At 63.2% G+C, this 23,267-nt stretch carries 20 protein-coding genes; 14 read left to right on the top strand and 6 right to left on the bottom strand.

Annotated elements, in window-relative coordinates:
• Positions 1-32 precede the first annotated feature (32 nt).
• From F758_RS0119230 to F758_RS0119205, 6 genes are all read left to right on the top strand, one after another.
• Positions 33-833, top strand: a complete 801-nt coding sequence (locus F758_RS0119230) for an enoyl-CoA hydratase-related protein (RefSeq protein ID WP_024509395.1) — start codon at positions 33-35, stop codon at positions 831-833.
• Positions 834-962: 129 nt separating this feature from the next.
• Entirely contained in the window at positions 963-1,949 is a 987-nt protein-coding gene (locus F758_RS0119225; RefSeq protein ID WP_024509394.1) for a TRAP transporter substrate-binding protein, read from the top strand.
• A 17-nt stretch (positions 1,950-1,966) separates the two neighbouring features.
• Complete coding sequence (locus F758_RS0119220) at positions 1,967-3,997, top strand: methyl-accepting chemotaxis protein (protein ID WP_035722430.1); 2,031 nt, start codon at positions 1,967-1,969, stop codon at positions 3,995-3,997.
• Positions 3,998-4,420: 423 nt separating this feature from the next.
• Positions 4,421-5,425, top strand: coding sequence for an ABC transporter substrate-binding protein (locus F758_RS0119215; RefSeq protein WP_024509392.1), 1,005 nt, complete (start codon positions 4,421-4,423; stop codon positions 5,423-5,425).
• A gap of 151 nt (positions 5,426-5,576) precedes the next feature.
• Positions 5,577-6,350, top strand: coding sequence for an ABC transporter ATP-binding protein (locus F758_RS0119210; RefSeq protein ID WP_024509391.1), 774 nt, complete (start codon positions 5,577-5,579; stop codon positions 6,348-6,350).
• On the top strand, positions 6,343-7,173 hold the full coding sequence (locus tag F758_RS0119205; protein WP_024509390.1) for an ABC transporter permease: 831 nt from the start codon (positions 6,343-6,345) through the stop codon (positions 7,171-7,173). The genes F758_RS0119210 and F758_RS0119205 overlap by 8 nt, the downstream gene beginning before the upstream one ends.
• Positions 7,174-7,270: 97 nt before the next feature.
• Here F758_RS0119205 and gtdA read toward each other — a convergent pair whose 3' ends face one another.
• On the bottom strand, positions 7,271-8,311 hold the full coding sequence (gene gtdA, locus F758_RS0119200; protein ID WP_024509389.1) for a gentisate 1,2-dioxygenase: 1,041 nt from the start codon (positions 8,309-8,311) through the stop codon (positions 7,271-7,273).
• A 96-nt stretch (positions 8,312-8,407) separates the two neighbouring features.
• On the opposite strand from gtdA, the gene maiA reads away from it, so the two are divergent.
• Both maiA and F758_RS0119190 read left to right on the top strand, forming a co-directional pair.
• A complete protein-coding gene (gene maiA, locus F758_RS0119195; RefSeq protein ID WP_024509388.1) occupies positions 8,408-9,040 on the top strand; it encodes a maleylacetoacetate isomerase in 633 nt (210 codons plus the stop codon).
• Complete coding sequence (locus tag F758_RS0119190; RefSeq protein ID WP_024509387.1) at positions 9,030-9,539, top strand: MarR family winged helix-turn-helix transcriptional regulator; 510 nt, start codon at positions 9,030-9,032, stop codon at positions 9,537-9,539. The genes maiA and F758_RS0119190 overlap by 11 nt, the downstream gene beginning before the upstream one ends.
• Positions 9,540-9,733: 194 nt before the next feature.
• Here the strand turns inward: F758_RS0119190 and F758_RS0119185 are convergent, their stop codons facing one another.
• From F758_RS0119185 to F758_RS49660, 4 genes are all read right to left on the bottom strand, one after another.
• Positions 9,734-11,347 (bottom strand): benzoate-CoA ligase family protein, encoded by a 1,614-nt coding sequence (locus tag F758_RS0119185; RefSeq protein ID WP_024509386.1) that lies wholly within the window; start codon positions 11,345-11,347, stop codon positions 9,734-9,736.
• Positions 11,337-12,482, bottom strand: coding sequence for an FAD-dependent monooxygenase (locus F758_RS0119180; protein WP_024509385.1), 1,146 nt, complete (start codon positions 12,480-12,482; stop codon positions 11,337-11,339). Before F758_RS0119180 ends, F758_RS0119185 begins: the two co-directional genes overlap by 11 nt.
• A 134-nt stretch (positions 12,483-12,616) precedes the next feature.
• Complete coding sequence (locus F758_RS0119175) at positions 12,617-13,495, bottom strand: hypothetical protein (RefSeq protein ID WP_024509384.1); 879 nt, start codon at positions 13,493-13,495, stop codon at positions 12,617-12,619.
• Positions 13,496-13,595: 100 nt separating this feature from the next.
• The gene (locus F758_RS49660; protein ID WP_157450073.1) at positions 13,596-13,736 is read right to left on the bottom strand and encodes a hypothetical protein; all 141 of its coding nucleotides are present in this window, start codon (positions 13,734-13,736) and stop codon (positions 13,596-13,598) included.
• A gap of 182 nt (positions 13,737-13,918) precedes the next feature.
• Here F758_RS49660 and F758_RS0119160 point away from each other — a divergent pair, with 182 nt between their 5' ends.
• A complete protein-coding gene (locus F758_RS0119160) occupies positions 13,919-15,214 on the top strand; it encodes a dicarboxylate/amino acid:cation symporter (RefSeq protein ID WP_024509383.1) in 1,296 nt (431 codons plus the stop codon).
• Between the two features lie 12 nt (positions 15,215-15,226).
• Positions 15,227-16,165, top strand: a complete 939-nt coding sequence (locus F758_RS0119155) for an amino acid ABC transporter substrate-binding protein (RefSeq protein ID WP_024509382.1) — start codon at positions 15,227-15,229, stop codon at positions 16,163-16,165.
• A gap of 104 nt (positions 16,166-16,269) precedes the next feature.
• Here F758_RS0119155 and F758_RS0119150 read toward each other — a convergent pair whose 3' ends face one another.
• Positions 16,270-17,214, bottom strand: a complete 945-nt coding sequence (locus F758_RS0119150; RefSeq protein WP_024509381.1) for an ATP-grasp domain-containing protein — start codon at positions 17,212-17,214, stop codon at positions 16,270-16,272.
• Positions 17,215-17,528: 314 nt separating this feature from the next.
• On the opposite strand from F758_RS0119150, the gene F758_RS0119145 reads away from it, so the two are divergent.
• The 4 genes from F758_RS0119145 (at position 17,529) to chrA (ending at position 23,243) form a co-directional block, all read left to right on the top strand.
• Positions 17,529-18,302, top strand: coding sequence for a ferredoxin--NADP reductase (locus F758_RS0119145; RefSeq protein ID WP_024509380.1), 774 nt, complete (start codon positions 17,529-17,531; stop codon positions 18,300-18,302).
• Positions 18,303-18,710: 408 nt separating this feature from the next.
• Positions 18,711-20,342, top strand: coding sequence for an FMN-binding glutamate synthase family protein (locus tag F758_RS0119140; protein WP_024509379.1), 1,632 nt, complete (start codon positions 18,711-18,713; stop codon positions 20,340-20,342).
• A gap of 510 nt (positions 20,343-20,852) precedes the next feature.
• Positions 20,853-21,794, top strand: a complete 942-nt coding sequence (locus F758_RS0119135) for a DUF1259 domain-containing protein (protein WP_024509378.1) — start codon at positions 20,853-20,855, stop codon at positions 21,792-21,794.
• Between the two features lie 273 nt (positions 21,795-22,067).
• Entirely contained in the window at positions 22,068-23,243 is a 1,176-nt protein-coding gene (gene chrA / locus F758_RS0119130; RefSeq protein WP_157450072.1) for a chromate efflux transporter, read from the top strand.
• Positions 23,244-23,267: the final 24 nt, after the last annotated feature.

Genomic DNA, 23,267 nt, shown 5'->3' with positions numbered 1-23,267 from the left:
ATGGCGGCCGTTTCGACGTGAAAGGATCATGAATGTCTGACAGCCCGGTCTTGTGGAGCCTTGATGAGCGCGGGGTCGCAACCGTCACGTTGAACCGCCCCGAGGTGAATAATGCCTATGACGCCGGCCTCATTCAGGGTCTGCTCAAGGCGATGGATGAGCTCGGTAGGCAGCCGCAGCTTCGGGTGGTGGTTCTGAAAGGCCATGGCAAGCATTTTCAGGCCGGCGCCGACCTGAAATGGATCAACAGCGTGAGAATGCAATCGCCCGCCGCCAACGAGGCGGCCTCGCAAGCGACGTTCGAAGCCGTGCAGCGGTTGAACAGGCTGCCGATCCCGACGGTGGCGCTGGTGCAAGGCGGATGTTTCGGTGGCGGCACCGGCGTGGTTGCCGCCTGCGACGTCGTCATCGCGGCTGACAACGCCGTGTTCTCGATCACGGAGGTCCGCTGGGGACTGACCGCTGCGATCATCATCCCGCAACTATGTGACGCCGTCGGCGTCCGCCAGGTCCGCCGTTATGCGCTGACCGGCGAACGGTTCAGCGCGCAAGATGCCCGTCGCATCGGTCTGGTGCACGAGGTGGTGCCGCTGAATGAGCTGGAGGCCGCCGGCGCCAAGGTCGTGGAGCAATTGCTCGCCAACGCCCCCGAAGCCCTGGCGGAAACCAAGGCGCAGGCGATGGAAAGCTCGTTCGGCGGTATGGATGTCGACGACGCGGCCTATGCGCGTCTGGTGCGAATGCATGCGGCCAAGCGCCAGTCGGCGGAGGCAAAGGAGGGCCTTGCCTCCTTCGCCGAGAAACGCGCCGCCGATTGGCGGCATGGCCGCTGACATCCGGGACCCGTGGGCCCGGTATCTGATCGGGCGCTTATCGATGGATGCAACCTGAACGGAGCGATCTTAAGACCTTAACCATAAATCTTTGCTAGGCCTGCGCCAAAGCCAACGCAGCGGTGGGTCATGCGCAGACAGATACGAGGATTTTGGATAGTTGGGTCAATGGTTGCAGCGTCGGCGCTGCTATCGCTTCAGCCGGTGGTCGCTTCACCCCGGATGGTGTCGCTGGCCTTCAATTCACACCTGCAGAATCCGCAGCAGGTCGGCTCTGACACCTTGCGTCAAAAGCTGCAAGCGCTCGCCGGCAAGCGCATCATCCTCGATGAGCGCGTGGGCGGCGCACTCGGCAGCGAGAATGCCATTCTTGCCGCGACCCGCTCGGGCGCTGTCGATGTCGCGGTCCTCTCCGGCGGCGTGGTCAGCGGGGCTATTCCCGAGATGGGCGTGTTCGACATTCCCTTCCTGTTTCGCGACGTCGCTCACGCCAAGGCGGTTATGCAAGGCCCGGTTGGCGCGGCGATCGCCGCCAAATTCGCCGATAAAGGCTTGGTGCTGCTGGCGCTTGGCAAGCAAGGTTTTCGCGACATCACCAACTCCAAGCGACCAATTCGCTCGCCCGATGACCTGAAGGGGCTCAAATTCCGTGTGATCCCGAACCCGATCTATCAGATGACCTTCAAGGCGCTGGGCGCGGAAGTGGTACCGATGGAATTTCCGCTGGTCTATGCGGCGCTGAAGGACGGACGCCTTGACGGCCAGGAAAATCCGCCGTCGACCATGGCCGCCAGCCGGTTCAACGAAGTCCAGAAATACCTGACCCTCAGCGACCATTTCTTTGCGCCCATCGCCTTTGTCGCAAACCGTGCAATGTTCGAACAGCTCGATCCGAGCGATCAGGAGGCGCTGATCGCCGCCGCAAAGGCGGGAGCCGAGGCAACCTGGCAGTCGCAGCTTGACGCGGAAAAGCTCGAACAACTGCGCCGCGCCGGCATGGATGTCATCGACAAGGTCGATCGCCAGCCTTTCATCGATGCGCTCAAGCCGCTCGAGCCGGAGTTCGAGAAGCGCTTCGGCAAGGATCTGCTCGCCGCCATTCGGTCCACTCGTTAAGAAATTTCGGAAATCCAATGAAACTGTCTTCCATGCTGTCCTGGATCGGCATCCGCCCGCGAGTTTTTGGCGGGTTCGCGCTGGTCCTGAGCTTCCTCGTTCTTCTCGCCGGCTTCGCCATGGTTCAGGTTGAAGGGATCGGCGGGACGGTCAACGAGCTCATCACAAGCGCCGCCGGCGACGCCGGCATGTCGCAGGTGCGCGCCGCGCTGCTCAGCGCCAACGGCGCCGTGGAGAAATTCATTCGAACCGGCAATGTCGGCGACAAGGACGCCGCCACCAAGGCGATCGAAGGCGTCGGGCAACTGGCCGATCAGGTCGACCGGCAGTTCGGCAAGTTGCAGGCAATCGCCGATGGCGCGGGTCCAGTCCGGAGCGCGCTGGAAACCTATCGATCATCCTTTGCCGCTGCAGCCGGCGCCGTCGACCGGCTGCGCGCCGCCATGACCAAGACCGACGCGCATGGCGCCGCCGCTGGGCTTGACGCCGGCGGCATCCAGCTCGCCCTCGTCAACCGGTCCGATCCGGAACGGCTGTTCCACCCCATGCGGCTGGCCGGAGCCGTGGACGCGGTGCGGATTTCCCTGATGCGCTATGGTGCGACGCTGTCGGAGTCGGAGGCCGACGATGCCAAGATGACATTGCAATACGCGCAGGCCGCGATCGCCGACAGCGAATCCGAAATTGCCGGTATAGGAGAGGCCAAGCTGAAGTCGCTGGTCACTGCGCTCAAAGCCGAGATCACAGCCGATACGGCTGCGTTGGATGAAGTGATCAAGGCTGCCGGCGATTTGCGCGCGAAGCAGGCCGACTTGGCAAAGGCCAGCGCGGCGATCGACGAGCAGGTCAACAAGATCAATCAGAAGCTCGGCGCGGTGCGCGCGGAACAAGGACAAAAGACCGCCGCGGCGGTCGAAGAGACGCGGCATACGGTGATCGTCAGCGCGGGCGGCGCGCTGGTTCTGGGCGCCCTGCTGGCATGGCTGATCGGAGCCAGCGTGTCCGGTCCGATCCGCCGCATGACCGACCGGATGCAATCGCTGGCTGCGGGAGAACTCGACGAGGCCATTCCCGGCGGCGAGTCGCGTGACGAGATCGGCCGCATGGCACGTGCCGTCGAAGTTTTCCGCGAGAATGCTCTGGCCGTTCGCCGCATGGAGCAGGAAGCCGCAAGGCAGCGCGAGGCCGCCGAGGCGGATCGCGTACGCATGATGGCCGAGCTGGCCGGTCGTTTCGAGCAAGGCATGCAAGGTGTCATCGCCGGCGTCGGCGGCCGCGCCCAGGACATGGGGAAAAGCGCGGAGGAGCTGGCACGGGTGGCCGAACGCGGTCGTGGGCTCGCCGAAGCGGTTGCGGGGCGCGCCGAGCAGGCATCTGTGAACGTTCAGACCGTTGCTTCCGCGACCCAGGAACTCGCCGCCTCGATCCGCGAGATATCGAGCCAGGTGCAGCGCTCGGTCGCGGTCTCGAACCGGGCAACGCACGAGACGCAGCGGACCTCCGAATTGATCCACGGCCTGTCCAGCGCCGCGGAGAAGATCGGCACCATCGTTCAGCTCATCCAGGCGATTGCGAGTCAGACTAACCTGCTCGCGCTGAACGCAACCATCGAAGCGGCGCGGGCCGGTGAGGCCGGGAAAGGCTTTGCGATCGTCGCGAGCGAGGTGAAGAATCTCGCCTCCCAGACCGCGCAGGCGACGGAGCAGATTGCCAGCCAGATTGCGACAATTCAGAGTGCCACGGGCGAAACCGTGGCGGCCATCACGCAATTCGGCGCGACGGTCCGCGAGATATCGGAAATCTCCACAGCGATTGCCTCGGCCGTTGAGGAGCAAGGCGCAGCGACCAGCGAAATCGCGCGCAATGTCGAGGAAGCGGCAAATGGAACGGCGGCCGTGACCCAGGAGATCGGTGACGTGCGCGCAGTGGCGGGCGAGACCGACGCCGGCGCCGAAGCCGCCCTTGCCGCAGCCGCGGCGCTGCAGCAACAGGCGGTTTCGCTAAAGAGCAACGTCGACGATTTCCTGCACACTATCCGCGCGGCGTAGAGAGACCGGCGTTCCTCGCCACTGATGCGGCGCCCCGCGTGCGTTTTGCGCGCGGGGTCGCCTGCTCGAACAGCCGGGCCCGGACATGATGCGCCCTGGCATCCGGGAACCCGGACCGGTCTCGCAGGCCATGCAAGAGCCGGCGCGTCAGGTGCCGGTCGCCAGTGTCTGCGCGGCCGCGCCGCGAGACGCATCTGTCATGCGGGGCGTCGCCTCTGAACTGCTCCCGGCGATGTGATTTTCAAATTTCCGCCACTTCTCAAGGCTGGGGCTCGCGCCAAGTCTATTCCTTTCGGGCCATACGCTTCCGCGCGAGATTGCGCTAGAGAAGCTGCAGCAGGCGTTGGCGAGGGAAGGCGCGTTCATCGGGCGTGGCCAGGCGGCGCCCGCAGAATATTGAGAGTATCCGACGGAGGAACCGGGATGAGGGGATTTGCGCGGGCTATGCTCGCTTTGTCTTTGGTGCTGGCAAGCACTGGCCTCGCAAGGGCCGAGGACGCGCTCAAGGCCACGATCGGCGTATTACGGCTGTCATCATCCGCGCCCGTCTTCATCGCGCAGGACAAGGGCTATTTCCGCGATGCCGGCTTGAACGTCGAATTGAAATTCTTCGATGCGGCGCAGCCGATCGCCGTGGCCACCACGTCCGGCGATGTCGATTTCGGCATCACGGCCTTCACCGCCGGGCTCTACAATCTGGCCGGCAAGGGCACGCTCAAGGTGATCGGCGGCATGAGCCGCGAGAGGAAAGGCTATCCCCTGATCGGCTATTTCGCCAGCAACAAGGCCTATGCCGCCGGCTTGAGGTCCCCGAAGGATCTCGCGGGCAAGCGCATTGCCGTCACTCAGGTCGGCTCCAGCTTCCACTATTCGCTGGGGCTGCTCGCCGACAAATATGGCTTCAAGCTCTCCGAGGTGAAAATCGTGCCGCTGCAATCGCTGTCGAACGCCGCGGCCGCGCTGAAGGGCGAGACCGTCGATGCGGCACTGTTGCCGGCCTCGACAGCGCGCAAGCTGATGGATGAAGGCGGCGCCAAGCTCCTGGGCTGGGTCGGCGACGAGACGCCGTGGCAGCTAGGTGCCATATTCGCCTCGCCCAAGACACTGAGCAACAAGGCGCTGGTGGCCAAATTGCTCGCGGCGCTGGAGCGCGCCGACCGCGAATATCACGACGTGATCCTGACCTCCGTGAAGGACGGCGCCGCTCCGATCAACGAGCAGACCAAACCGCTGCTCGAGATCATCGCCAAATACACCAACCTGCCGCTCGATCAGGTGGTCGGCAATTGCGCCTATATCGATCCGGACGGCAAGCTCGACGTCAGGAACGTCGACAACCAGATCAAATGGCTGCAGGGGCAGGGGTTTGTCGATAAGGGATTCGATGCCGAGGCGATCATCGCGAAAGATTTTGTGAAGCCGGATTAAAGGCGTGTTCGTGGAAGCTCCGTCATCCTGAGGCGCTCGCGGAGCGAGCCTCGAAGGATGCGCGGCCCCGCTGCGGCAGCCGGGCCGTCGCCCTTCGAGACGGCCGCTTTGAGGCCTCCTCAGGGTGACGGTACAGAAAGAGTGCATCTAGATGGATCTGATCGCCGACCATGTCTCCCACCGCTTCGGCACGCTCGCCGTGCTCGACGACGTCTCGTTCATTGTCGGCGCAGGCGAGGTGGTGGCGATAGTCGGGCCGTCCGGGTGCGGCAAGAGCACGCTGCTCTCGATCCTCGGCGGCTTGCTGCGGCCGGCGGCCGGCGCCGCCGAACTGCGCGGCGCGCCGCCTGCGGACAGCTTCAATCCGCTGACCTTCGTGTTTCAGGATTTTGCGCTGCTGCCATGGGGTACGGTGGAGGCCAACGTCGAGTTTCCGCTGCTGCATACGGCGCTTTCCGCTGACGAGCGCCGCGCGCTCGTCGATGATGCGTTGCGTCGCACCGGCTTGTCCGATTTCCGCGCGACCTATCCAAAACAATTGTCAGGCGGCATGCGCCAGCGCGTCGGCATTGCACGTGCGCTGGCGGTGCGGCCGGCGATCCTGTTGATGGACGAGCCGCTGTCGGCGCTTGACTCGCAGACGCGCGAATTGCTGATGGAGGACTTCATCCGTCTGCTCGCCGACGGCACCATGGGCGCGATCTACGTCACGCACAATCTGGAGGAAGCCGTACGGCTTGCCGATCGCATCGTGGTGCTGTCGCGCCGCCCGGGCCGGATTCGCGAGGTCGTCAATATTCCGATGACACGCAGCGAGCGCGGCGGCATTGAGGCGCGCGGCAAGCTGGTTGCGCTGCAGACGGAGTTGTGGGCGCTGATCCGCAACGAAGCGATCGATGCCGAGCGCGAGGTGCAGGATGCTTGAACGGGCCACACCACGGGTTTCGCAAGACGACGGCAAGACCGGGACCCGACCGGTGGAATTTCGCGGCGCCGGATTCGTGCCGGGGACGAGCCGGTACAGCGGCTGGATCGCGCTGCTGATGGTGATCGGGATCTGGCAGCTCGCGGGCTCCGCAGGTCTCGTTAATCCGCTGTTCCTGCCGACCCCATCCGCCATCGGTCGCGCGCTCTCGCAGCTCGCGCTCTCCGGCGCGCTCTGGCATCATTTAGGCTATTCGGTGATGCGGATCGGGACGGGTTGGCTGCTCGGCACTGCCGCGGGCGTCGCCGTCGGATTTGCGATCGGGCTGTCGACGCTCGCGCGCGGTCTCGGCATCACCTTCATCTCCGCGCTGTTTCCAATCCCGAAGATCGCGCTGTTGCCGCTCCTGATCCTGTGGCTCGGGATCGGCGAGGAGCCCAAGATCGCAACCATTGCGTTAGGCGTGTTCTTCTCCACCGCGATATCGGTCTATAGCGGCGTCGATGCCGTGCCGCGCAACCTGATCAGTATGGCCCAGAGCTTCAATGTGCCGTTTGCGACCATTGTGCGCCGGGTAATCTGGCCGGGCGCGCTGCCCTCCATTCTCGCGGGCTTCCGCATCACCGCCTCCATCGCACTGCTGCTCGTCGTGAGCGCGGAGATGATCGGCGCCGATTATGGCATTGGCGCCTTCGTGCTGCAGGCCGGCAATCTGATGCAGACGGATCAGCTGCTGGCCGGTGTGCTGATTTTGTCGGTGTTCGGGCTGGCGGTGGGTAAGCTGATCGGCCTGTTGGAGGCGCGGCTGCTGCATTGGCGTTAAGCCGCAACGTCGTTCCAGGGCGCCTCGCAGAGGCGAACCCCGAACCTGGAGATTTCCGGGTTCGGTGCTTCGCACCGCCCCGGAATGACGGTCAACGTCACGCATTCCCGCGATCTTCCCGGAACAGATCCAGCTTCTGCTGCACCGGACGGTCGGAGAAGGAGAACAGCACCGCGTCCTCATCGGCTTCATGTGTCACCCAGTGCCAGCTAGGCACCACGAAGAGGTCGCGCGGGCCCCACTCGAACGTCTGTTCGCCGATCCGCGTGCGTCCCTTGCCTTCGATCGCGGTGAACACAGTGGCATCGGTCGAGCGATAGCGGGCGGTCTTGAAACTCTTCGGCAGGAGCTGGATGAAGGTGCCGATGGTCGGCATCGCGAAATCACCCGTCTCGGGATTGGAAAATTTCAGCTTCAGCCCGTGGCAAGCGTCCCATTCGCCGCGCTTCTTCGCCTGCTCCAGCGCTTCGCGGGTATAGCTGTAGGGATAATTGAAGATCGGGGACGTCTTTGAGCTCCGCTTCTCGTCGACCGGCAACAGGTTACGGCCATAGCGCGCAAAACTATCGCCGGCCGGTTTTGTGATCTGCTGCCGGTCCTCGCTCGCGCCTTCCGCGAATGAGGCGTCAAAGAACTGCACCATGGGAATGTCGAGCCCGTCGAGCCAGAACATCGGCTCGCTGGTGTCGTTGCCGTGGTCGTGCCAGGTCATCGAGGGCGTGATGACGAAGTCGCCAGGCTCCATCAGCGTTTTTTCGCCATCGACCGCGGTGAATGCGCCCTTGCCCTCCAGGATGAAGCGCAACGCCGACTGGCTGTGCCTGTGCGCGGGCGCGACATCGCCGGGGATTACCATCTGGATGCCGGCAAACAAGGAAGTGGTGACCCTGGACTGCCCGCGTAGGCCCGGATTTTCCAGGATCAGCACGCGCCGCTCCGCCTCTTTCGCGGTGATCAGCTTGCCCGCCTCCATCATGTAGCTGCGGATGGCGTCGAATTTCCACAAATGCGGGCGGCAGGCGCTCTTCGGCTCGGGCGTGATCAGATCTCCCATCACGTTCCAGAGCGCGGAAAGATTCTCGCCGTCGATCTTCTTGTAGAACGCCTCGCGTTCCGGCGTCTTCGCCACGGCTTCCATTGGCGGCCTCCCGATCTTGTTTGCTTCACTTGATTGACAGCATACTGACAATGTAGGTTGCGTCAATTGCAACCATAATTCGTCAGGGAGGTTCCGATGAGGCTGCATGGCTATTTCCGCAGCAGCGCGGCCTACCGGGTCAGGATAGCCCTGAACCTGAAGAGCTTGAACGCGGAGCACTTGCCCCATCATTTGCGCAAGGGCGAGCAACGGGCGCCCGCTTATCTCGCGCTCAATCCGCAAGGCCTCGTGCCCACGCTGGAGGGTGACGCGGGCGAAATCCTCACGCAGTCGCTCGCCATCGTCGAATGGCTGGAGGAGACCCATCCGCAGCCGCCGCTCCTGCCCAAGGATCCGCTGCGCCGTGCAAAGATCCGCGCGTTCTCGCAGGCCATAGCCTGCGATATCCATCCGGTGCAGAACCTGAAGGTGCTGGCGCGGTTGCGGCAGCTTGGGCTTGCCGAAGAGAAGGCTACGGAATGGGCGGCCTGGGCCAACCGTGAGGGCCTCGCCGCGTGCGAAAAGCTGATCGCCGCCGAGCCAGGTCCGTTCTGCTTCGGCGCCTCGCCCACAATGGCCGATCTCTGCCTGGTGCCGCAGCTTGCCAATGCACGGCGGTTCGGCGTGGATGTCTCCGCCTTTCCGCGCCTGCTCCAGGCCGAGGCCGCGGCAAAGGCGCTGTCAGCCTTCGTCGATGCCGCACCGGAGCGTCAGAGCGATGCCGAGTAAGCCGACACCGCTCACCATGGACGCGGTCTACGCCAAGCCGGGCTACCTGTTCCGGCGGATGCAGCAGATCGCGGTCGCCATCTTCGTCGAGGAATGCAGAACGTTCGACACCACGCCCGTGCAATATGCCGCACTGGTCGCGATCCAGACCCATCCCGGCATCGATGCCACCAGGCTCTCCGCGGTGATCGCCTTCGATCGCTCCACCCTCGGCAGTGTTATCGAGCGTCTGGAGGCGAAAGGCCTGATCGAGCGCAAGCCGGCCAGCCACGACAAACGCGTCAAGCTGCTTTACCTGACGCGCGCGGGCGCAAAGCTGCTCCGCGACATCATGCCTTCGGTCGACCGCGCGCAGGCGCGGATGCTGCAGCCGCTCAAGCCCGCCGACCGCAAGGTGCTCATGGGGCTGCTGGCGCAGCTCGTCGACCTCAACAACGAAGTGTCGCGGGTGCCCTTGCGCGCTGAAGACGCGCTGGAGCATTTGGGACGGGCGGAGTGATGGAAGCGCGAAATCGCCAGGCTGTTCTGACGGCGGGCAGGCCAGTACCAGAACTCGAAGGCAAAGCTGGCGCCGCCAACTCCGCTCGTCATACCCCGCGCGGGCGGGGGATCCAGTAACCACCGGCGCCTGTACCTTTTGACGCCTGTGGTTCCTGGATCGTCCACCTTCGCGGACGATGACGACGTTTGTTGCTACATCCGCATCACCGCCTGGCGGTCGATCTTCCCTGTTCCGGTCTTCGGCAGTTCGTCCAGAAATTTAATCTCGCGCGGATATTTGTAGGGCAGCAGCTTTGCCTTCACGTAATCCTGCAGCCGCTTGGTCGTCTCCGCTTCGTCGTAGCCGCGGACGTTCATCACCACCGCCGCCTTCAAGGTCATGCGACGGTCCGGCAGTTCAGCGGCGAACACGGCGCATTCGCGCACATCGGGATGTTCGGCGAGACACAGTTCGACCTCGAGTGGATAGACCCATTGCCCGGAAATCTTGATCAGGTCATCGGCGCGGCCGCGGAAGAAGTGGAAGCCTTCGTTGTCGCGGACGAAACGGTCGCCGGTGTAGATCCAACCCCCTTCGCGAACGGTCTCCGCGGTCTTGTCCGGCCTGTTCCAGTACAGCGGCGTGTTGGAGTCGCCGCGCACCCATAAAATTCCTTCCTCATTGTCGCCGACCTCGCGGCCATCCTTGTCCCTCAGCGCGATCTCATAACCGGGCACGCGCAGGCCCGCCGCGCCGGGCTTCTTCCGGTCTGCCCGGTTGCAGAGATAGATGTGCAGCACCTCGGTCGACCCCAGCCCTTCGATGATCTCGAGCCCGGTCAGCGCCTTCCAGCCGTTGAAGACCTCGCTCGACAACACCTCGGCGGCGGAGACCGCCATGCGTAGCGAGGAGAAGTCGGCCTTGGCGGCGCCGTCCGCCTTGGTCAGCGAGGTGTACAGCGTCGGCAGTCCGAAGAACACGGTGGGGCGAAAACGCCCGATTGCCTCGAAGATCGCGGCGGGCTTGGGCTGCCCGGGCAGCAGCAGCGTTGCCGCGCCTGCGGAGAACGGAAAGGTGATGGCGTTGCCGAAGCCGTAGGCGAAGAAGATCTTTGGCACGGAAATGCAGATATCGTTCGGCTTGAGCCGCAGCACGTTGCGGGCAAAGGCAGCGTCGCTGTAGGCCATATCGTGCTGCAGGTGCACGATGCCCTTGGGCCTGCCGGTCGAGCCGGAGGAGTACATCCAGAACGCCATCTCGTTGCGATGAGTATCGGCTTCCGCAAGCTCGCTGGGAAACCGCTTCAGCCATGGCTCGGCGGCGATCCCATTCGGCTCCGCATGCTCGCCGATGGCGCCGTTGACTACGATCAGCGTGCGCAAGCCCGTGTCCCGGCAGGCCTCACCATTGAAGCGCGACGCAAAATCCGCGTCCGCCACGGCGACGGCCGCACCGGAATCGGCGAGGTAGAACTGCAGGAGATCCGGTGGCGTCAGCGTGTTGATCAGGAGCGGAACGAAGCCCGCGCGCACGGCGCCGAAAAAGGCTGCAGGATAGGCGGGGGTATCGTCGAGGAACAGCAAGACGCGGTCACCGCGCTTCAGTCCCAGTGAGAGAAAACCATGTCCCCACCGTGCGGCATCCGCGCAGAGTTCGGCATAGGTTCGTTTGCCCGCCGGACCGGTCAGCGCGAGGTCGTCGCCCCGGCCTTTGCCCAGGTTGTCAAAGAGAATGCGGCTCGCATTGTAGCGGGCGGGAATCGCAAATCCGATCTCGCGCGCGCCAGGGGCGTCGCACGGCACCTGATCCTTGATCTCAAGCGTCATGGCGCACTTCCGTTCGCTTCTCCGCCTCGTAAGCCGCCAAGAAGCGTGGTGCCATTGCGCGCAGGCGCGCCTCGTCGATCCGGCCCGAACGGGTGATGTAACTATAGGCAAAGTCCATCGGATCGAGCTTCATGTGCTCGCGGAATTGCTCATACCAATCCGCGCTGGTACGTGCTGCCGTGACGAGCTTTTTCACGATCGGCTTGCGCTCGGCCTGGTAGCGCGCGAGTGCGGTCGAGACGTGCGCTTCCGCGTCGAGCGCCTTCGCGAGCGCGATGGCATCCTCGATCGCCAGACGCGTCCCCGAGCCAATGGAAAAATGCGCCGTGTGCAGGGCATCACCAATCAGCACCACGTTCTTGTAGAACCAGCGCTCGTTCCAGACCCACGGAAAGTTGCGCCACATCGACTTGTTCGAGAGTAAGAGCCCGCCCCCGAGCGTTTCGGCAAATATCTCCTCGCAGATGGCTTTGGACTGCTCCGTATCCTTGTAGGCGAAGCCGTAGGCCTGCCAGGTCCCATGATCGCACTCGACCAGGAACGTGCTCATGTCGGGCGCGTAGCGATAGTGATGGGCATTAAAGGCGCCGCGCTCGGTCTGCACGAACGTCTGCGAGAGCGTCTCGAATCTTTTTGTGGTGCCGTACCAGGCGAATTTGTTGGTCGAGTAGGAAATGGAGAAGCCGAAGTCGCCTTCGAAGGCCCGGCGTACCAGCGAGTTCAGCCCATCTGCGGCGACGATCAGCTCATAGCCTTGAAGGCGGTCGAGGGATTGGATCTGCGTCTCGAAATGCATCGTAACGCCGACGGCGCGGGCGCGCGCCTGCAGGATGGTCAGGAGCTTCAATCGCCCGATCGAGGAGAAGCCGACGCCGTCGATCTCCACGCTCTGCCCATGGAGATTGAGCGTGATGTTGTTCCAGCTCTCCATCTCCGGCGCGATCGCGTCCACGGTGTCGGGATCGTCGGCACGCAAGAAGTCCAGCGCCTGCTCGGAGAACACGACGCCAAAGCCCCAGGTGGCATTGGCCGCGTTCTGCTCGAACAGATCGACCAGCGCCTCGGGATGACGCTTCTTCCAGAGATAGGCGAAATACAGCCCGCCCGGGCCGCCGCCGATCACGGCAATGCGCACGCGCTTCCTCCAATTGACAGTATACTTACAATTTGCCGTAGAATAATCGCGACGCGCCGAACGCGCCAGCGAAATTATTCGTCGGATATCGCCGAGAGAACGAGCGGTGTTCCTGCCCGATCCCGATACCCGCGCTACTGCGCGGCAAATCGCGCGAGAACGCCCTTGCAGGCCGGCGACAGCGACGATGCGTTTGCCGTCAGGCACTGCAGGATGCGGCCGCCGCCGGGGTCGACGCCGGCGCAGAGCGTGCGGACATCCGCGCCGCAGGCCGAGCGCATCACAAACAGCACCTCGCGCGGCCGCATCGGCCTCAGCACCATCCCGCTCGGGGCAGCCGGTCCCCCGACAGGGGCTGCTGCTGGAGCAGGGCCCCCATTGGCTGCTGCAGCGGGCGCGCCGTTGCTCGGCCCAATGAGAGCCTGCCGGCAGGCGGGTGAGACCGCGGCTTTGTTCTTTTCGAGGCATTGCAGGGCGGCCGCGCCGCCGGTCGGCACGCCCGCGCATACATTCGGATAATCCGCGCGGCAGGCGCTGCGGACGGCGGCAATTTGCGCGCTCGACGGCTTCTTCGCCGTCGTCTTCGCGGCAGGCTGGGCTGCCGGTTGTGCGGTGGTCGCAGGGGCCGGCTCGGCCTTCGTCTCCGCGGGGGGCGGTGCTGCTGTGTCCGGCTTGGCCTCGGCACTTGGCTCGGGCTTGGCTTCAGACTTTGCGTCCGATCTTGCTTCGGACTTGACCTCAGACTTGGCCTCAGACGGCGCCGCGACCGCGCGCAGGGCTGACTGGCAGCCGGGCGCAAGACTTGCGATGTTCTTCCGCAGGCATTGCAGCGATGCCGCGCCGCCCGGCGGAACGCTCGCGCAATGCGCGATGTAATCGGATCGGCACTGGGTCTTGATCGCGCTGCGCTGCGCCGCGGTCGGCGTCTGCGCCAATGCCCCCGATGCGAGAATGGAAAATGCCGCTGACAGCAACGCGCCAAGCGCTGCCGCACTGTCGGACCTCTTGGTCATGCAATCGATCCTTCTCGATATCGCTTTTTCGTATCGCTATGCGCGCTCGCAATGCGTCGTGCCGCCGCTGCAGGCGAAAAAGATCGAATGACTTTGCTCTTCAAAATCTGGATTGCGGCATGATCCGCCGCTTTCCCTTGCGCTTCAAGCGGAATGTGCGGACGATGCGATGCAAAATTTGCGTCGGAGCTTCATCGCGCGCGTCCCACAGTTCTCGCCGGCGCGAGCGCAGCGTGATCATTATTGGTGCAGCCATGGCGCAGGAAACGTGCAGGCGGGCGATTTGTGCGTTGCGCACAGGCTAGATTGCGCGTCGGTTTCTCAACCGGCAGATCGTGGCATGCGCGTTGCTCGTCGAACCGTGTTGCGCGAGTTTCAAAATCTGCCAAACTGGACACGCCGGAGTTGAACGGGGGGTCAAGAATGTCCAACAGGTTCACCCAATATATCATCGGCGCGATGGTGCTTGGCATCATCACGGGCACGCTGATCTTCAACTTCCTGCCCGATCAGCGCGCTGAGCTTGCCGCTTCGATCAACCTGATCGCGATGTTGTTTCTGCGCCTGATCAAGATGATCATAGCGCCCTTGGTGTTCGCAACGCTGGTCGGCGGCATCGCTCACATGGGCAGCGGCGCCAAGCTCGGCCGCATCTTCGCCAAGACCATGGGCTGGTTCGTCAGCGCCTCCTTCGTCTCTCTGCTGCTTGGCCTCGTCATGGTCAATCTGCTGCAGCCCGGGGCGAATTTCCCCGGCACGCTGCCGGACAGGACGCAGTCGACGGGACTGCCGGTGTCGGCCTTCTCGGTCGAAAAATTCCTGACCCATTTGATCCCGACCTCGATCGCGGACGCGATGGCACAGAACGAGATCCTGCAGATCGTGATCTTTGCGGTGTTCTTCTCGGTCGCGATGGGCGCACTGCCGGAACGCTCCAAGCCGCTGCTCGCCCTGATCGATGACGTCGGCCACATCATGCTGAAGGTGACGAGCTATGTGATGATGTTTGCCCCGCTCGCGGTGTGGGCGGCGATCGCAGCGACCGTCGCCAAGAACGGTCTTGGCGTGCTGTGGAAGCTCGTGGTGTTCATGGGCGGCTTCTATCTGTCGCTCCTGATCCTCTGGGGCATCCTGGTGATCATCGGCTTCATCGTGATCGGACCACGCTACGCCCATCTGCTGCGGCTGATCCGCGAGCCCTTGATGATCGCGTTCTCCACGGCAAGCTCGGAAGCCGCGTATCCGAAGACGCTGGAGGGCCTGAACCGCTTCGGTGCATCGTCCCGCATCTCGAGTTTCGTGCTGCCGCTTGGCTATTCCTTCAACCTCGACGGCACGATGATGTACTGCACCTTCGCTTCCATCTTCATCGCGCAGACCTACAAGATCGACATGTCGCTGGCGACCCAACTCGCGATGCTGGCGACCTTGATGATCACGTCGAAAGGCGTCGCCGGCGTGCCGCGCGCTTCGCTGGTGGTGATCGCCTCGACGCTGTCTCAGTTCGGCATTCCCGAGGCGGGCCTGTTGATGATCATGGGTATCGACACTTTCCTCGACATGGGCCGCAGCGCCACCAATGTGATCGGCAACACGCTTGCGACCTCGGTGGTGGCGAAGTGGGAAGGCGAGCTCGCGCCCGTCCACGCGCTCGGTCCCGACGATGTCGTGCCGCCGGACATGATCCCCGGCGAAGTGCCTGTTATGGCGGGCCACTGATGGGAGCGGGTGATGCGGCGAAATGTAAGCCGGTGGACGGCGCTGATCGGCCTTTTGCTGGCGGCTTGCCTGCCGGCAGCGGCCGCGTTCGCCCAAGGCGGCGATCAAGCCGGCGAGGGTGGGCTTAGCCCGACGCTGACCCGGATCAAGAACGCCCACCTCGTGCATGTCGGCTATCGCGAGAGCTCGCCGCCATTCTCGTTCCTGGACGAGGCCAGCCGTCCGATCGGCTACAGCCTCGAACTCTGCGAGGCGATCGTCGAGGAGATCGCCGCCGAGGTTGACGATCCCGACCTGAAGATCGCGTACGTCAAGGTTACCTCGGACGACCGCATCGCGGCCGTGCTGCAAAACAGAATCGATCTGGAATGCGGCTCGACCACCGCGAATGCCGAGCGTTCCAGGCTGGTAGCCTTCTCGCCCTTGATCTTCGTGGCCGGCACCAAGCTGATGGTGCCGAAGGCGTCGCCCGTTTCAGCGGCGACCGACCTCAAGGGCAAGACCGTGGTGGTCACCAAAGGCACCACCAACGAGCAGGCGATGCACAATGTCGACAAGAAATTCGCACTTGGCCTGAACATCGTCACGGCGGCCGACCACGAGCAGTCCTACCAGATGCTGGTGGACGGCAAGGTCGATGCGTTCGCGACCGATGACATCCTGCTCTACGGTCTGATCGCGCGGCACAAGTCGCAAGATCGGTTTCGCGTCACCGGCGATTATCTGTCCTACGAGCCCTACGGCATCATGTTCCGTAAGGGCGAGCCGGAATTATCGGCCGTGGTCGAGCGCGCCTTCCGCAAGCTCGGCTCCAACCATGATTTGATGCCGCTTTACGAAAAGTGGTTCGTGCGGCGGCTGCCCACCGGCGAGCGGCTCAACGTTCCGATCTCACCGCAGCTTGAGGAAGCTTTTCGCGCGATGGATGATTCTCCGGGCGCTAATGATTGACGGGCATTTGCGCCTGTCATTCCGGGGCGCCTCAAAGAGGCGAACCCGGAATCTCGAGGTTCCGGGTTCGGTCCTGCGGACAGCCCCGGAATGACGGCGCCATCTCACGCAAACACCTTATCCAGCGCCGCGCGATAGGCCGCATGGACCAGCTCCGGATGCAGCTTGCTCAGCGCCTCCGTCATCACCCCGGAATTAATCTCCAGCACCTGCCAGCCGCCCTCGACCCGCACGATGTCGATCGACGCAAAGCGGATGCCGATGGCCTGCGCCGCGCGCACCGCAAGCGCCACGCACGCATCCCGCGCCTCGCCATGCTCAAGCAGAAGCGGCCGTGCACCTGATTCCAGATTGTGGCGCCAGTTGAGGACCCGCCGTGCTCCCTCCGGCACGACCGCATCGAGCGCGTTCCTGTCGAGTTCGGCGAACATCTCCGGCAAGACAGCCGATCGTTGATCGGCCGGTAATGTCGCCAGCGCGAGTTCGAGCAGCGAGCGTTTGCCATCGCCGATCACCGACGGTCGTTTCTTGCTGTAGACGAGGAGCGGTATGTCATCGAGCAGCACCACGCGGACCTCCTCCTCGATCTCGAGATAGGGCGAGATCGCAAGGCTTGCATGTGAGGCGAAGATTCGATTCACCGCCAGTTCGAGTCCGGGCGCGCTCGACACAAGGAAGACAGACTTTCCCGACGTGCCTTCGTTGGGTTTGACCGCGATGCCCGCGGGATTTTGCGACAGCAGCGTAAGCATCGCCTGCCATGACCCCTGCGTCGGGACATAGGCATTCAGCTCCGGGTCGAGAAACAGCGCATGCGGCACGCAGGGCACGCCGGACATCGTCAGTACGTCCGCCGTCGCCGACTTGTCATTTGCAATTCGGTGAGCGACCGCGCTGTTCAGCCCGAGATCGTAGCCGAAGGCGAGATGCCGCGTGCCGCCGCGTTGCATGACGATCAGCCAGCCGGCGGCGCGGATCTCGACCGCGATGCCATGCTCGGCGCCGTATTTGCTGATCGCCTCGACGAAAATGCGCTGGCTGTTGAGCATCGTTGCTTCGTTTTCCGCCCCCTTAACCCTAACGCGTCGGCAATTAAGTGCCGCACTGGCCGCAGATCCGGCAAGTTAATTACCAGCGGCAGCGCCAAGGATTGAGCCAGGAATTAGAATGGCTCGAACCCGCTTCAAAAATGACGCGACATGCATTTGAGCCATTTCAACTACGCGTCAATACGGGTTGATTATCTCGTTCAATCCAGTAGATGAAGCCCGGAAATCTCCCGCAAATTCAGGGGTTTTTGCCCCCTCCGGGGCCACGCAAGTCGTTTGTTCTAATCAAGAGACGCTGGGAAGAATCTCAAACCATGAGCGCGTTCTATCGAGAGAAAGTTCTTTCCGTCCGGCATTGGACCGATACCCTTTTCAGCTTCAAGGCCACCCGCGACAGCGGCTTTCGCTTCCTGAACGGCCAGTTTGCGATGATCGGGCTGGAGGTCGATGGCCGTCCCCTGCTGCGCGCCTACAGCATGGCGAGCGCCAATCACGAGGAAGAACTGGAGTTCTTCTCGATCAAGGTTTCCGACGGTCCCCTGACCTCGCGGCTGCAGAAGATCAGGGAAGGCGACACCATCCTGGTCGGTCGCAAGGCCACGGGTACGCTGATCACCGATAATCTCATTCCCGGCAAGCGGCTGCTGTTGTTGTCGACCGGAACGGGGCTTGCGCCGTTCGCGAGCCTGATCAAGGACCCCGACGTCTATGAGCGCTTCGAGCAGATCGTGCTCGTGCACGGCTGCCGGCAGGTCAACGAGCTCGCCTTCGGCGAGCAGCTCGTGCAGAAGCTGCGCGACGACGAATTGTTCGGGCCGCTGTTGTCCGAGAAGCTCTCTTACTATCCGACGGTTACCCGCGAGCCGTTCCGCAACCGCGGCCGCATCACCGACCTGATCGCCTCGGAACAGCTCTTCAACGACCTCGGCCAGACGCCGCTCGATAAGGCGACCGACCGCATCATGATGTGCGGTAGTCCCGCGATGCTCGAAGAACTCAGGCAGATGTTCGAGCAGCGCGGTTTCCTCGAAGGCAACCACACCGAGCCCGGCCATTTCGTGATCGAGAAGGCTTTCGTCGAGCGCTGAGCAGGCTCCGACATCGTCCCGGCCCGAGGAACTTGTGCGTCGGTGGTGGTGCGTACTATTGCCGCTTGCTACGCCGCCATGGCCGGGCTTGTCCCGGCCATCCACGTCTTTAACTCGCAATCGAGCCGTACAGATCGTTCCATTTCCGGATTGGCAGCCAAGATCGGTCTAACCCTCGCGCGCGGCCGCCGAACAAGTCGAAAGGCTTTGCCTATTCCGGACAGGTCCTCACCCCACTCACATTGCACCGCAAAATTGCGTCAGCGGGGCTGCATTGATTCGCGCCTGCCGTAACGGCTAGCTTCTTCAAAGCGAAGCATTGTCATATGCTTGAGCGGCAACGCGGGATAGGCTGCGTGTTGCCGCGCGTGCGCATAATAACAGGCACAATCGCCCAAGGGGTATCCCATGGAAACCTTGCTGCTTCCGTTCTCGCCACGCTTCATCGTGCTGACGATTTGCGCCGTGGTGACGGCCTTGCTGCTCGGCATCGGGATGTTCGATCACAATCCCAAAGCGTTCGACGTCGTGCTGGTACCGATGCTGATCTTCGGCGGGCTCACACTGCTCGGCGTCCGCGATCTCATGCAGAAGAACCACGCGGTTTTGCGCAACTACCCCATCTCGGCGCATATGCGCTTCCTGCTCGAAGAGATCCGCCCCGAGATGCGGCAGTATTTCTTCGAGAGCGAAAAGGACGGCATGCCGTTTTCCCGCGACATCCGCGCGGTGGTGTATCAGCGCGCCAAGATGCAGCTCGACAAGCGGCCGTTCGGGACGCAGGAAGACGTCTATCGCGAAGGTTACGAGTGGATGCACCACTCGGTCGCGCCGAAGCCTCATTCCAGGGAGGAATTCCGCATCACCATCGGCGGGCCGGACTGCACCAAGCCGTACTCGGCGTCGGTGTTCAACATCTCGGCGATGAGCTTTGGTGCGCTCAGTCCGAACGCCGTGCGTGCGCTCAATGCCGGCGCCAGGAAGGGCGATTTTGCGCATGACACCGGCGAGGGCGGGGTCAGTCCATATCACCGCGAGATGGGCGGCGATCTGATCTGGGAGATCGGTTCCGGCTATTTTGGATGCCGTCATCGCGACGGCACCTTTGATCCGGATGAGTTCGCTCGCGTAGCCACCGAGGACCAGATCAAGATGGTCGAACTCAAGATGAGTCAGGGCGCCAAGCCTGGCCATGGTGGCGTCCTGCCGGCGGCCAAGGTCTCGCAAGAGATATCCAAGATCCGTGGCGTCGCCATGGGCGAGGACTGCATCTCGCCGGCGACACACAAGGCGTTTTCGACACCGACCGAAATGATGGAGTTCGTTGCCAAAATGCGGAAGCTCTCGGGCGGCAAGCCCGCCGGCTTCAAGATGTGCATCGGTCACCCATGGGAGTTTCTGGCGATCTGCAAGGCGATGCGGCAAACCGGCATCTATCCCGATTTCATCGTCATCGACGGCAATGAAGGCGGCACCGGAGCTGCGCCGTTGGAGTTCATGGATCATCTGGGCATGCCGATGCGCGAGGGCGTCAATTTCGTCCACAACGCACTGGTCGGCATCAACGCGCGCGACCGCATCAAGTTAGGGGCCTCCGGCAAGATCGCGACCGCCTTCGACATGGCCCGCGCCATGGCGATCGGTGCCGACTGGTGCAATTCGGCACGCGGCTTCATGTTTGCGCTGGGCTGTATCCAGTCGTTAAGCTGCCACACCGACCGTTGTCCGACCGGCGTAACCACGCAGGACCCGACCCGTGCCCGTGCGCTGCACGTGCCGCTCAAGATTGACCGGGTCTATAACTATCACCGCGCGACCCTGATCGCGCTGGCCGAACTGCTGGCCGCCGCTGGGTTGGAGCATCCCCAGGAATTGCGACCGATCCACTTCTCGAAGCGGACCTCGAGCACGGAGGTGTGCTCATTCGCAAAACTCTATCCGACGCTGCTCCCGGGCGAGCTGCTCGACGGCACTGACGATCCCCGCTACCGTGACGCCTGGGCGATGGCGCGCGCGGAGTCGTTTGTGCCCGCCATCTGAGAGGTCAGCCGCCATTCCGGGACGGCGCGCCAGCCGCACCCGGAATTCCGGAGATTTGCAGCTTCTCCACGTCGGACAAGAGTCCGACGCGGTTGCTTCGTGGCCTGATCAAATGGAATTGAGCAGGCCTCGCGAGTCGCTGTTCCATCCCTCGCGGAACCCGCTTTCCCGATTGACAGGCCAAATCTCTTTGGCAGTATTCGCGGCCTGGGGACCTGCGATCTCCCCATGAGGCGACATGCCCAAGCATCGCGTCCGGTTTCGACAAGGACGCCGCATGTCTGCTTCTCAGCGCCTAGCTTCCATTACATTTGCCGAACTGATCACCGCGCCTGACGCGACGCGCGCCTGCGCGCCACAGAGTTTCTTTGCGGCCGCCGTCTATCGCAGCGCTATCGCTCGCCGTTCTATCGATCCAAGCCTCACGCTTCGCTCGCTCGTGGCTCAGCCCGAGGCGGGCCACAAGCGATCCATCCATCGAGGGCGGGGAAATCACAGGAGAGCATATCCATGCACGTCAAACTCGCGCTTATCGCCACCGCTGTCGCGTTATCGGCTGCAACCGCGGCCATAGCGGGTTCGCCCGAATGGAGCATTTTCGCAGAGCCCTTCATCACCAACGCGCATGCGCAGGCGATCGATTGGCAGAAGGTCGATGACACGCTCGGGCGCAAGCCGGCGGTGTCGGGCGACGTCCGCCGCTACGGCTTTCCGCGCAGCGATCTCAACGTGACGCTGGACGGCGTCACCATCAAGCCGAGCCTGGCGCTCGGCGGGTGGGTCGCGTTCAAGCCGGCCCATGGCGGTGCCATGGTGATGGGCGATCTCGTGCTCCTGGAGACCGAGATCACGCCCGTGATGACGAAGCTGGTCCAGGGCGGTCTTGAGATCACGGCCGTGCATAATCACCTGCTGCGCGCGAATCCAGCCACTTTTTACATGCATGTCGGCGGCCACGGCGATCCCTTGAAGATGGCGACCGCTCTTCATGACGCGCTCGCAGCCAGCAAGACGCCGCTCACCGCAGCTCCCGCCTCGCCGCCGCCAGCGATCGATCTCGATACCGCGCAACTCGATCAGATCATCGGCGTGAAGGGCCAGAACAACGGCGGCGTCTACGCCTTTGCCGTGCCGCGCCGCGACCCCGTTAACGAAGCCGGTATGGAGATCGCGCCGGTCGGTCCGATGGGCGTGGCGCAGGGGATCAACTTCCAGCCGACGGGTAGCGGCAAGGCCGCGATTACAGGCGATTTCGCGCTGACAGGCGATGAGGTCAACCCGGTGATCAAGGCCCTGCTCGCCGGAGGAATCGAGGTGACGGCGGTGCACAGCCACATGCTCGACGAACAGCCGCGGCTGTTCTTCCTGCACTTCTGGGCCAACGACGATGCCGCGAAGCTGGCGAAGGGTATTCGCGGTGCGCTCGACAAGACGGCGAGCGGCAAGAGCTGAGCGCAGGTGATTTTTGTGCAACCGCATTGGCCGTGAGCTCCATTCACCTTCTCGCCTTGTAGGAGAAGGTGACGCCGACTTGGCGGCGCCGGATCAGGGGTCTCTCTCCGCGGGCTGAACTGATCGAGAGAGATGCGCTTGCGGAAGCAAACCCCTCGCCCGCCAGCACCCTCTACCACGAGGGGAGAGGGTAAGCGGGCGCGCCACACGCACGACGAATGGTGTGGGGTGAGCTCGACCTACCGAGTCGCTTTTGTTTAAGGGAGTCTTGACGTGACGACGACCACCGTTCGAGAACGCAGCCGCATGGCAGAGCTGGCGCTTTATTTCCTGCGCCTTGGCTTTCTCGGTTTCGGCGGTCCGGTTGCGCTGGTCGGGCAGATGGAGCGCGAGCTGGTCAATGACAAGAAATGGCTCAGCAGGGAGCAGATGCGCGAATCCATCGCCATCTGCCAGTCGCTGCCCGGACCACTGGCGATCCAGGTCGGCATATATGTCGCCTGGCTGCGTTGTGGCTTTTGGGGCGCGTGGCTCGGCGGCTGGTGCTTCATCCTGCCAAATTTCGTGATCGTCGCCGCGCTCGGCGCGCTTTACGTCTATCTCGGTGATCTGCAGCCGGTTACAGGGATCTTCTATGGCGTCAGCCCGGCCGTGATCGCGCTGATTTTGCATTCCTGCTATCGGCTGGCCAAGCTCGGCATGGAAGACTGGCTGCAATGGACGATCGCGGCCTTGTGCCTTGCGGTTACGGTCATCGTGCAGGCCGAAGTCGCGCTGTTGTTCATCGGCGCCGGCGTCATCGGCATTCTCTATTACGGCAACCCGTTCAGGCGCGCGCCTGCGGCCTTCCCGGTCGTCCTCGTGCCGGTTGCCGCACCGATGGCGCCGGTCGCAACAGGCTCGACGCTCGGCAAACTGTTCCTGTTCTTCCTGAAAGCGGGCGCGCTGACCTTCGGCAGCGGCCTCGTCATCGTGCCCTTCCTCGAGCAGGGACTGGTGCAACAATATGGCTGGCTCGATCAGCGGCAATTCTTGATCGCGGTCGCGATCGGCATGATCAGCCCGGGACCGGTCGTGATCACCGCGACCTTCGTCGGCTATCTGGTCGCGGGCTTCTGGGGCTCGCTGGTTTCCACCATTGGCATCTTCCTGCCGTCGTTCCTGCTGGTGTTGATCGTCGCGCCGCTGCTGGCGCGCCATCGGGGCAACGCGAACGTGCAGGGATTCATCAAGGGCGCTTATGCGGCAGCAATCGGCACCATCCTGGGTGCCTGCATCCTGCTCGGCAAGATCGCGATCGGCGATTGGCTGACGACCGCGATCGGCGTCGCCTCGCTTGCAGTGTTGTTCCGCTGGAAGGTGAGCAATCCGGTTCTGATCGCGGCAACGGCCGTTGTGGGGCTTGTCGCCTACCCCTTGCTGCAGCCGGCATGGGTGATGGTCAGGTAACGTTTCGAGGGCTGGAGACGTCAC

Source organism: Bradyrhizobium sp. ARR65, assembly GCF_000472385.1.
Classification (GTDB): domain Bacteria; phylum Pseudomonadota; class Alphaproteobacteria; order Rhizobiales; family Xanthobacteraceae; genus Bradyrhizobium.
Note: the sequence above shows the minus strand (reverse complement) of the source record. Positions and strands in the feature narration are given on the sequence as shown.

Bases quoted from the DNA above. Each gene is read 5' to 3' on its own strand.
- F758_RS0119230 (WP_024509395.1), top strand. From the start codon at position 33: ATGTCTGACAGCCCGGTCTTGTGGAGCCTTGATGAGCGCGGGGTCGCA.
- F758_RS0119225 (WP_024509394.1), top strand. From the start codon at position 963: ATGCGCAGACAGATACGAGGATTTTGGATAGTTGGGTCAATGGTTGCA.
- F758_RS0119220 (WP_035722430.1), top strand. From the start codon at position 1,967: ATGAAACTGTCTTCCATGCTGTCCTGGATCGGCATCCGCCCGCGAGTT.
- F758_RS0119215 (WP_024509392.1), top strand. From the start codon at position 4,421: ATGAGGGGATTTGCGCGGGCTATGCTCGCTTTGTCTTTGGTGCTGGCA.
- F758_RS0119210 (WP_024509391.1), top strand. From the start codon at position 5,577: ATGGATCTGATCGCCGACCATGTCTCCCACCGCTTCGGCACGCTCGCC.
- F758_RS0119205 (WP_024509390.1), top strand. From the start codon at position 6,343: ATGCTTGAACGGGCCACACCACGGGTTTCGCAAGACGACGGCAAGACC.
- gtdA (WP_024509389.1), bottom strand. From the start codon at position 8,311: ATGGAAGCCGTGGCGAAGACGCCGGAACGCGAGGCGTTCTACAAGAAG.
- maiA (WP_024509388.1), top strand. From the start codon at position 8,408: ATGAGGCTGCATGGCTATTTCCGCAGCAGCGCGGCCTACCGGGTCAGG.
- F758_RS0119190 (WP_024509387.1), top strand. From the start codon at position 9,030: ATGCCGAGTAAGCCGACACCGCTCACCATGGACGCGGTCTACGCCAAG.
- F758_RS0119185 (WP_024509386.1), bottom strand. From the start codon at position 11,347: ATGACGCTTGAGATCAAGGATCAGGTGCCGTGCGACGCCCCTGGCGCG.
- F758_RS0119175 (WP_024509384.1), bottom strand. From the start codon at position 13,495: ATGACCAAGAGGTCCGACAGTGCGGCAGCGCTTGGCGCGTTGCTGTCA.
- F758_RS49660 (WP_157450073.1), bottom strand. From the start codon at position 13,736: ATGATCACGCTGCGCTCGCGCCGGCGAGAACTGTGGGACGCGCGCGAT.
- F758_RS0119160 (WP_024509383.1), top strand. From the start codon at position 13,919: ATGTCCAACAGGTTCACCCAATATATCATCGGCGCGATGGTGCTTGGC.
- F758_RS0119155 (WP_024509382.1), top strand. From the start codon at position 15,227: ATGCGGCGAAATGTAAGCCGGTGGACGGCGCTGATCGGCCTTTTGCTG.
- F758_RS0119150 (WP_024509381.1), bottom strand. From the start codon at position 17,214: ATGCTCAACAGCCAGCGCATTTTCGTCGAGGCGATCAGCAAATACGGC.
- F758_RS0119145 (WP_024509380.1), top strand. From the start codon at position 17,529: ATGAGCGCGTTCTATCGAGAGAAAGTTCTTTCCGTCCGGCATTGGACC.
- F758_RS0119140 (WP_024509379.1), top strand. From the start codon at position 18,711: ATGGAAACCTTGCTGCTTCCGTTCTCGCCACGCTTCATCGTGCTGACG.
- F758_RS0119135 (WP_024509378.1), top strand. From the start codon at position 20,853: ATGCACGTCAAACTCGCGCTTATCGCCACCGCTGTCGCGTTATCGGCT.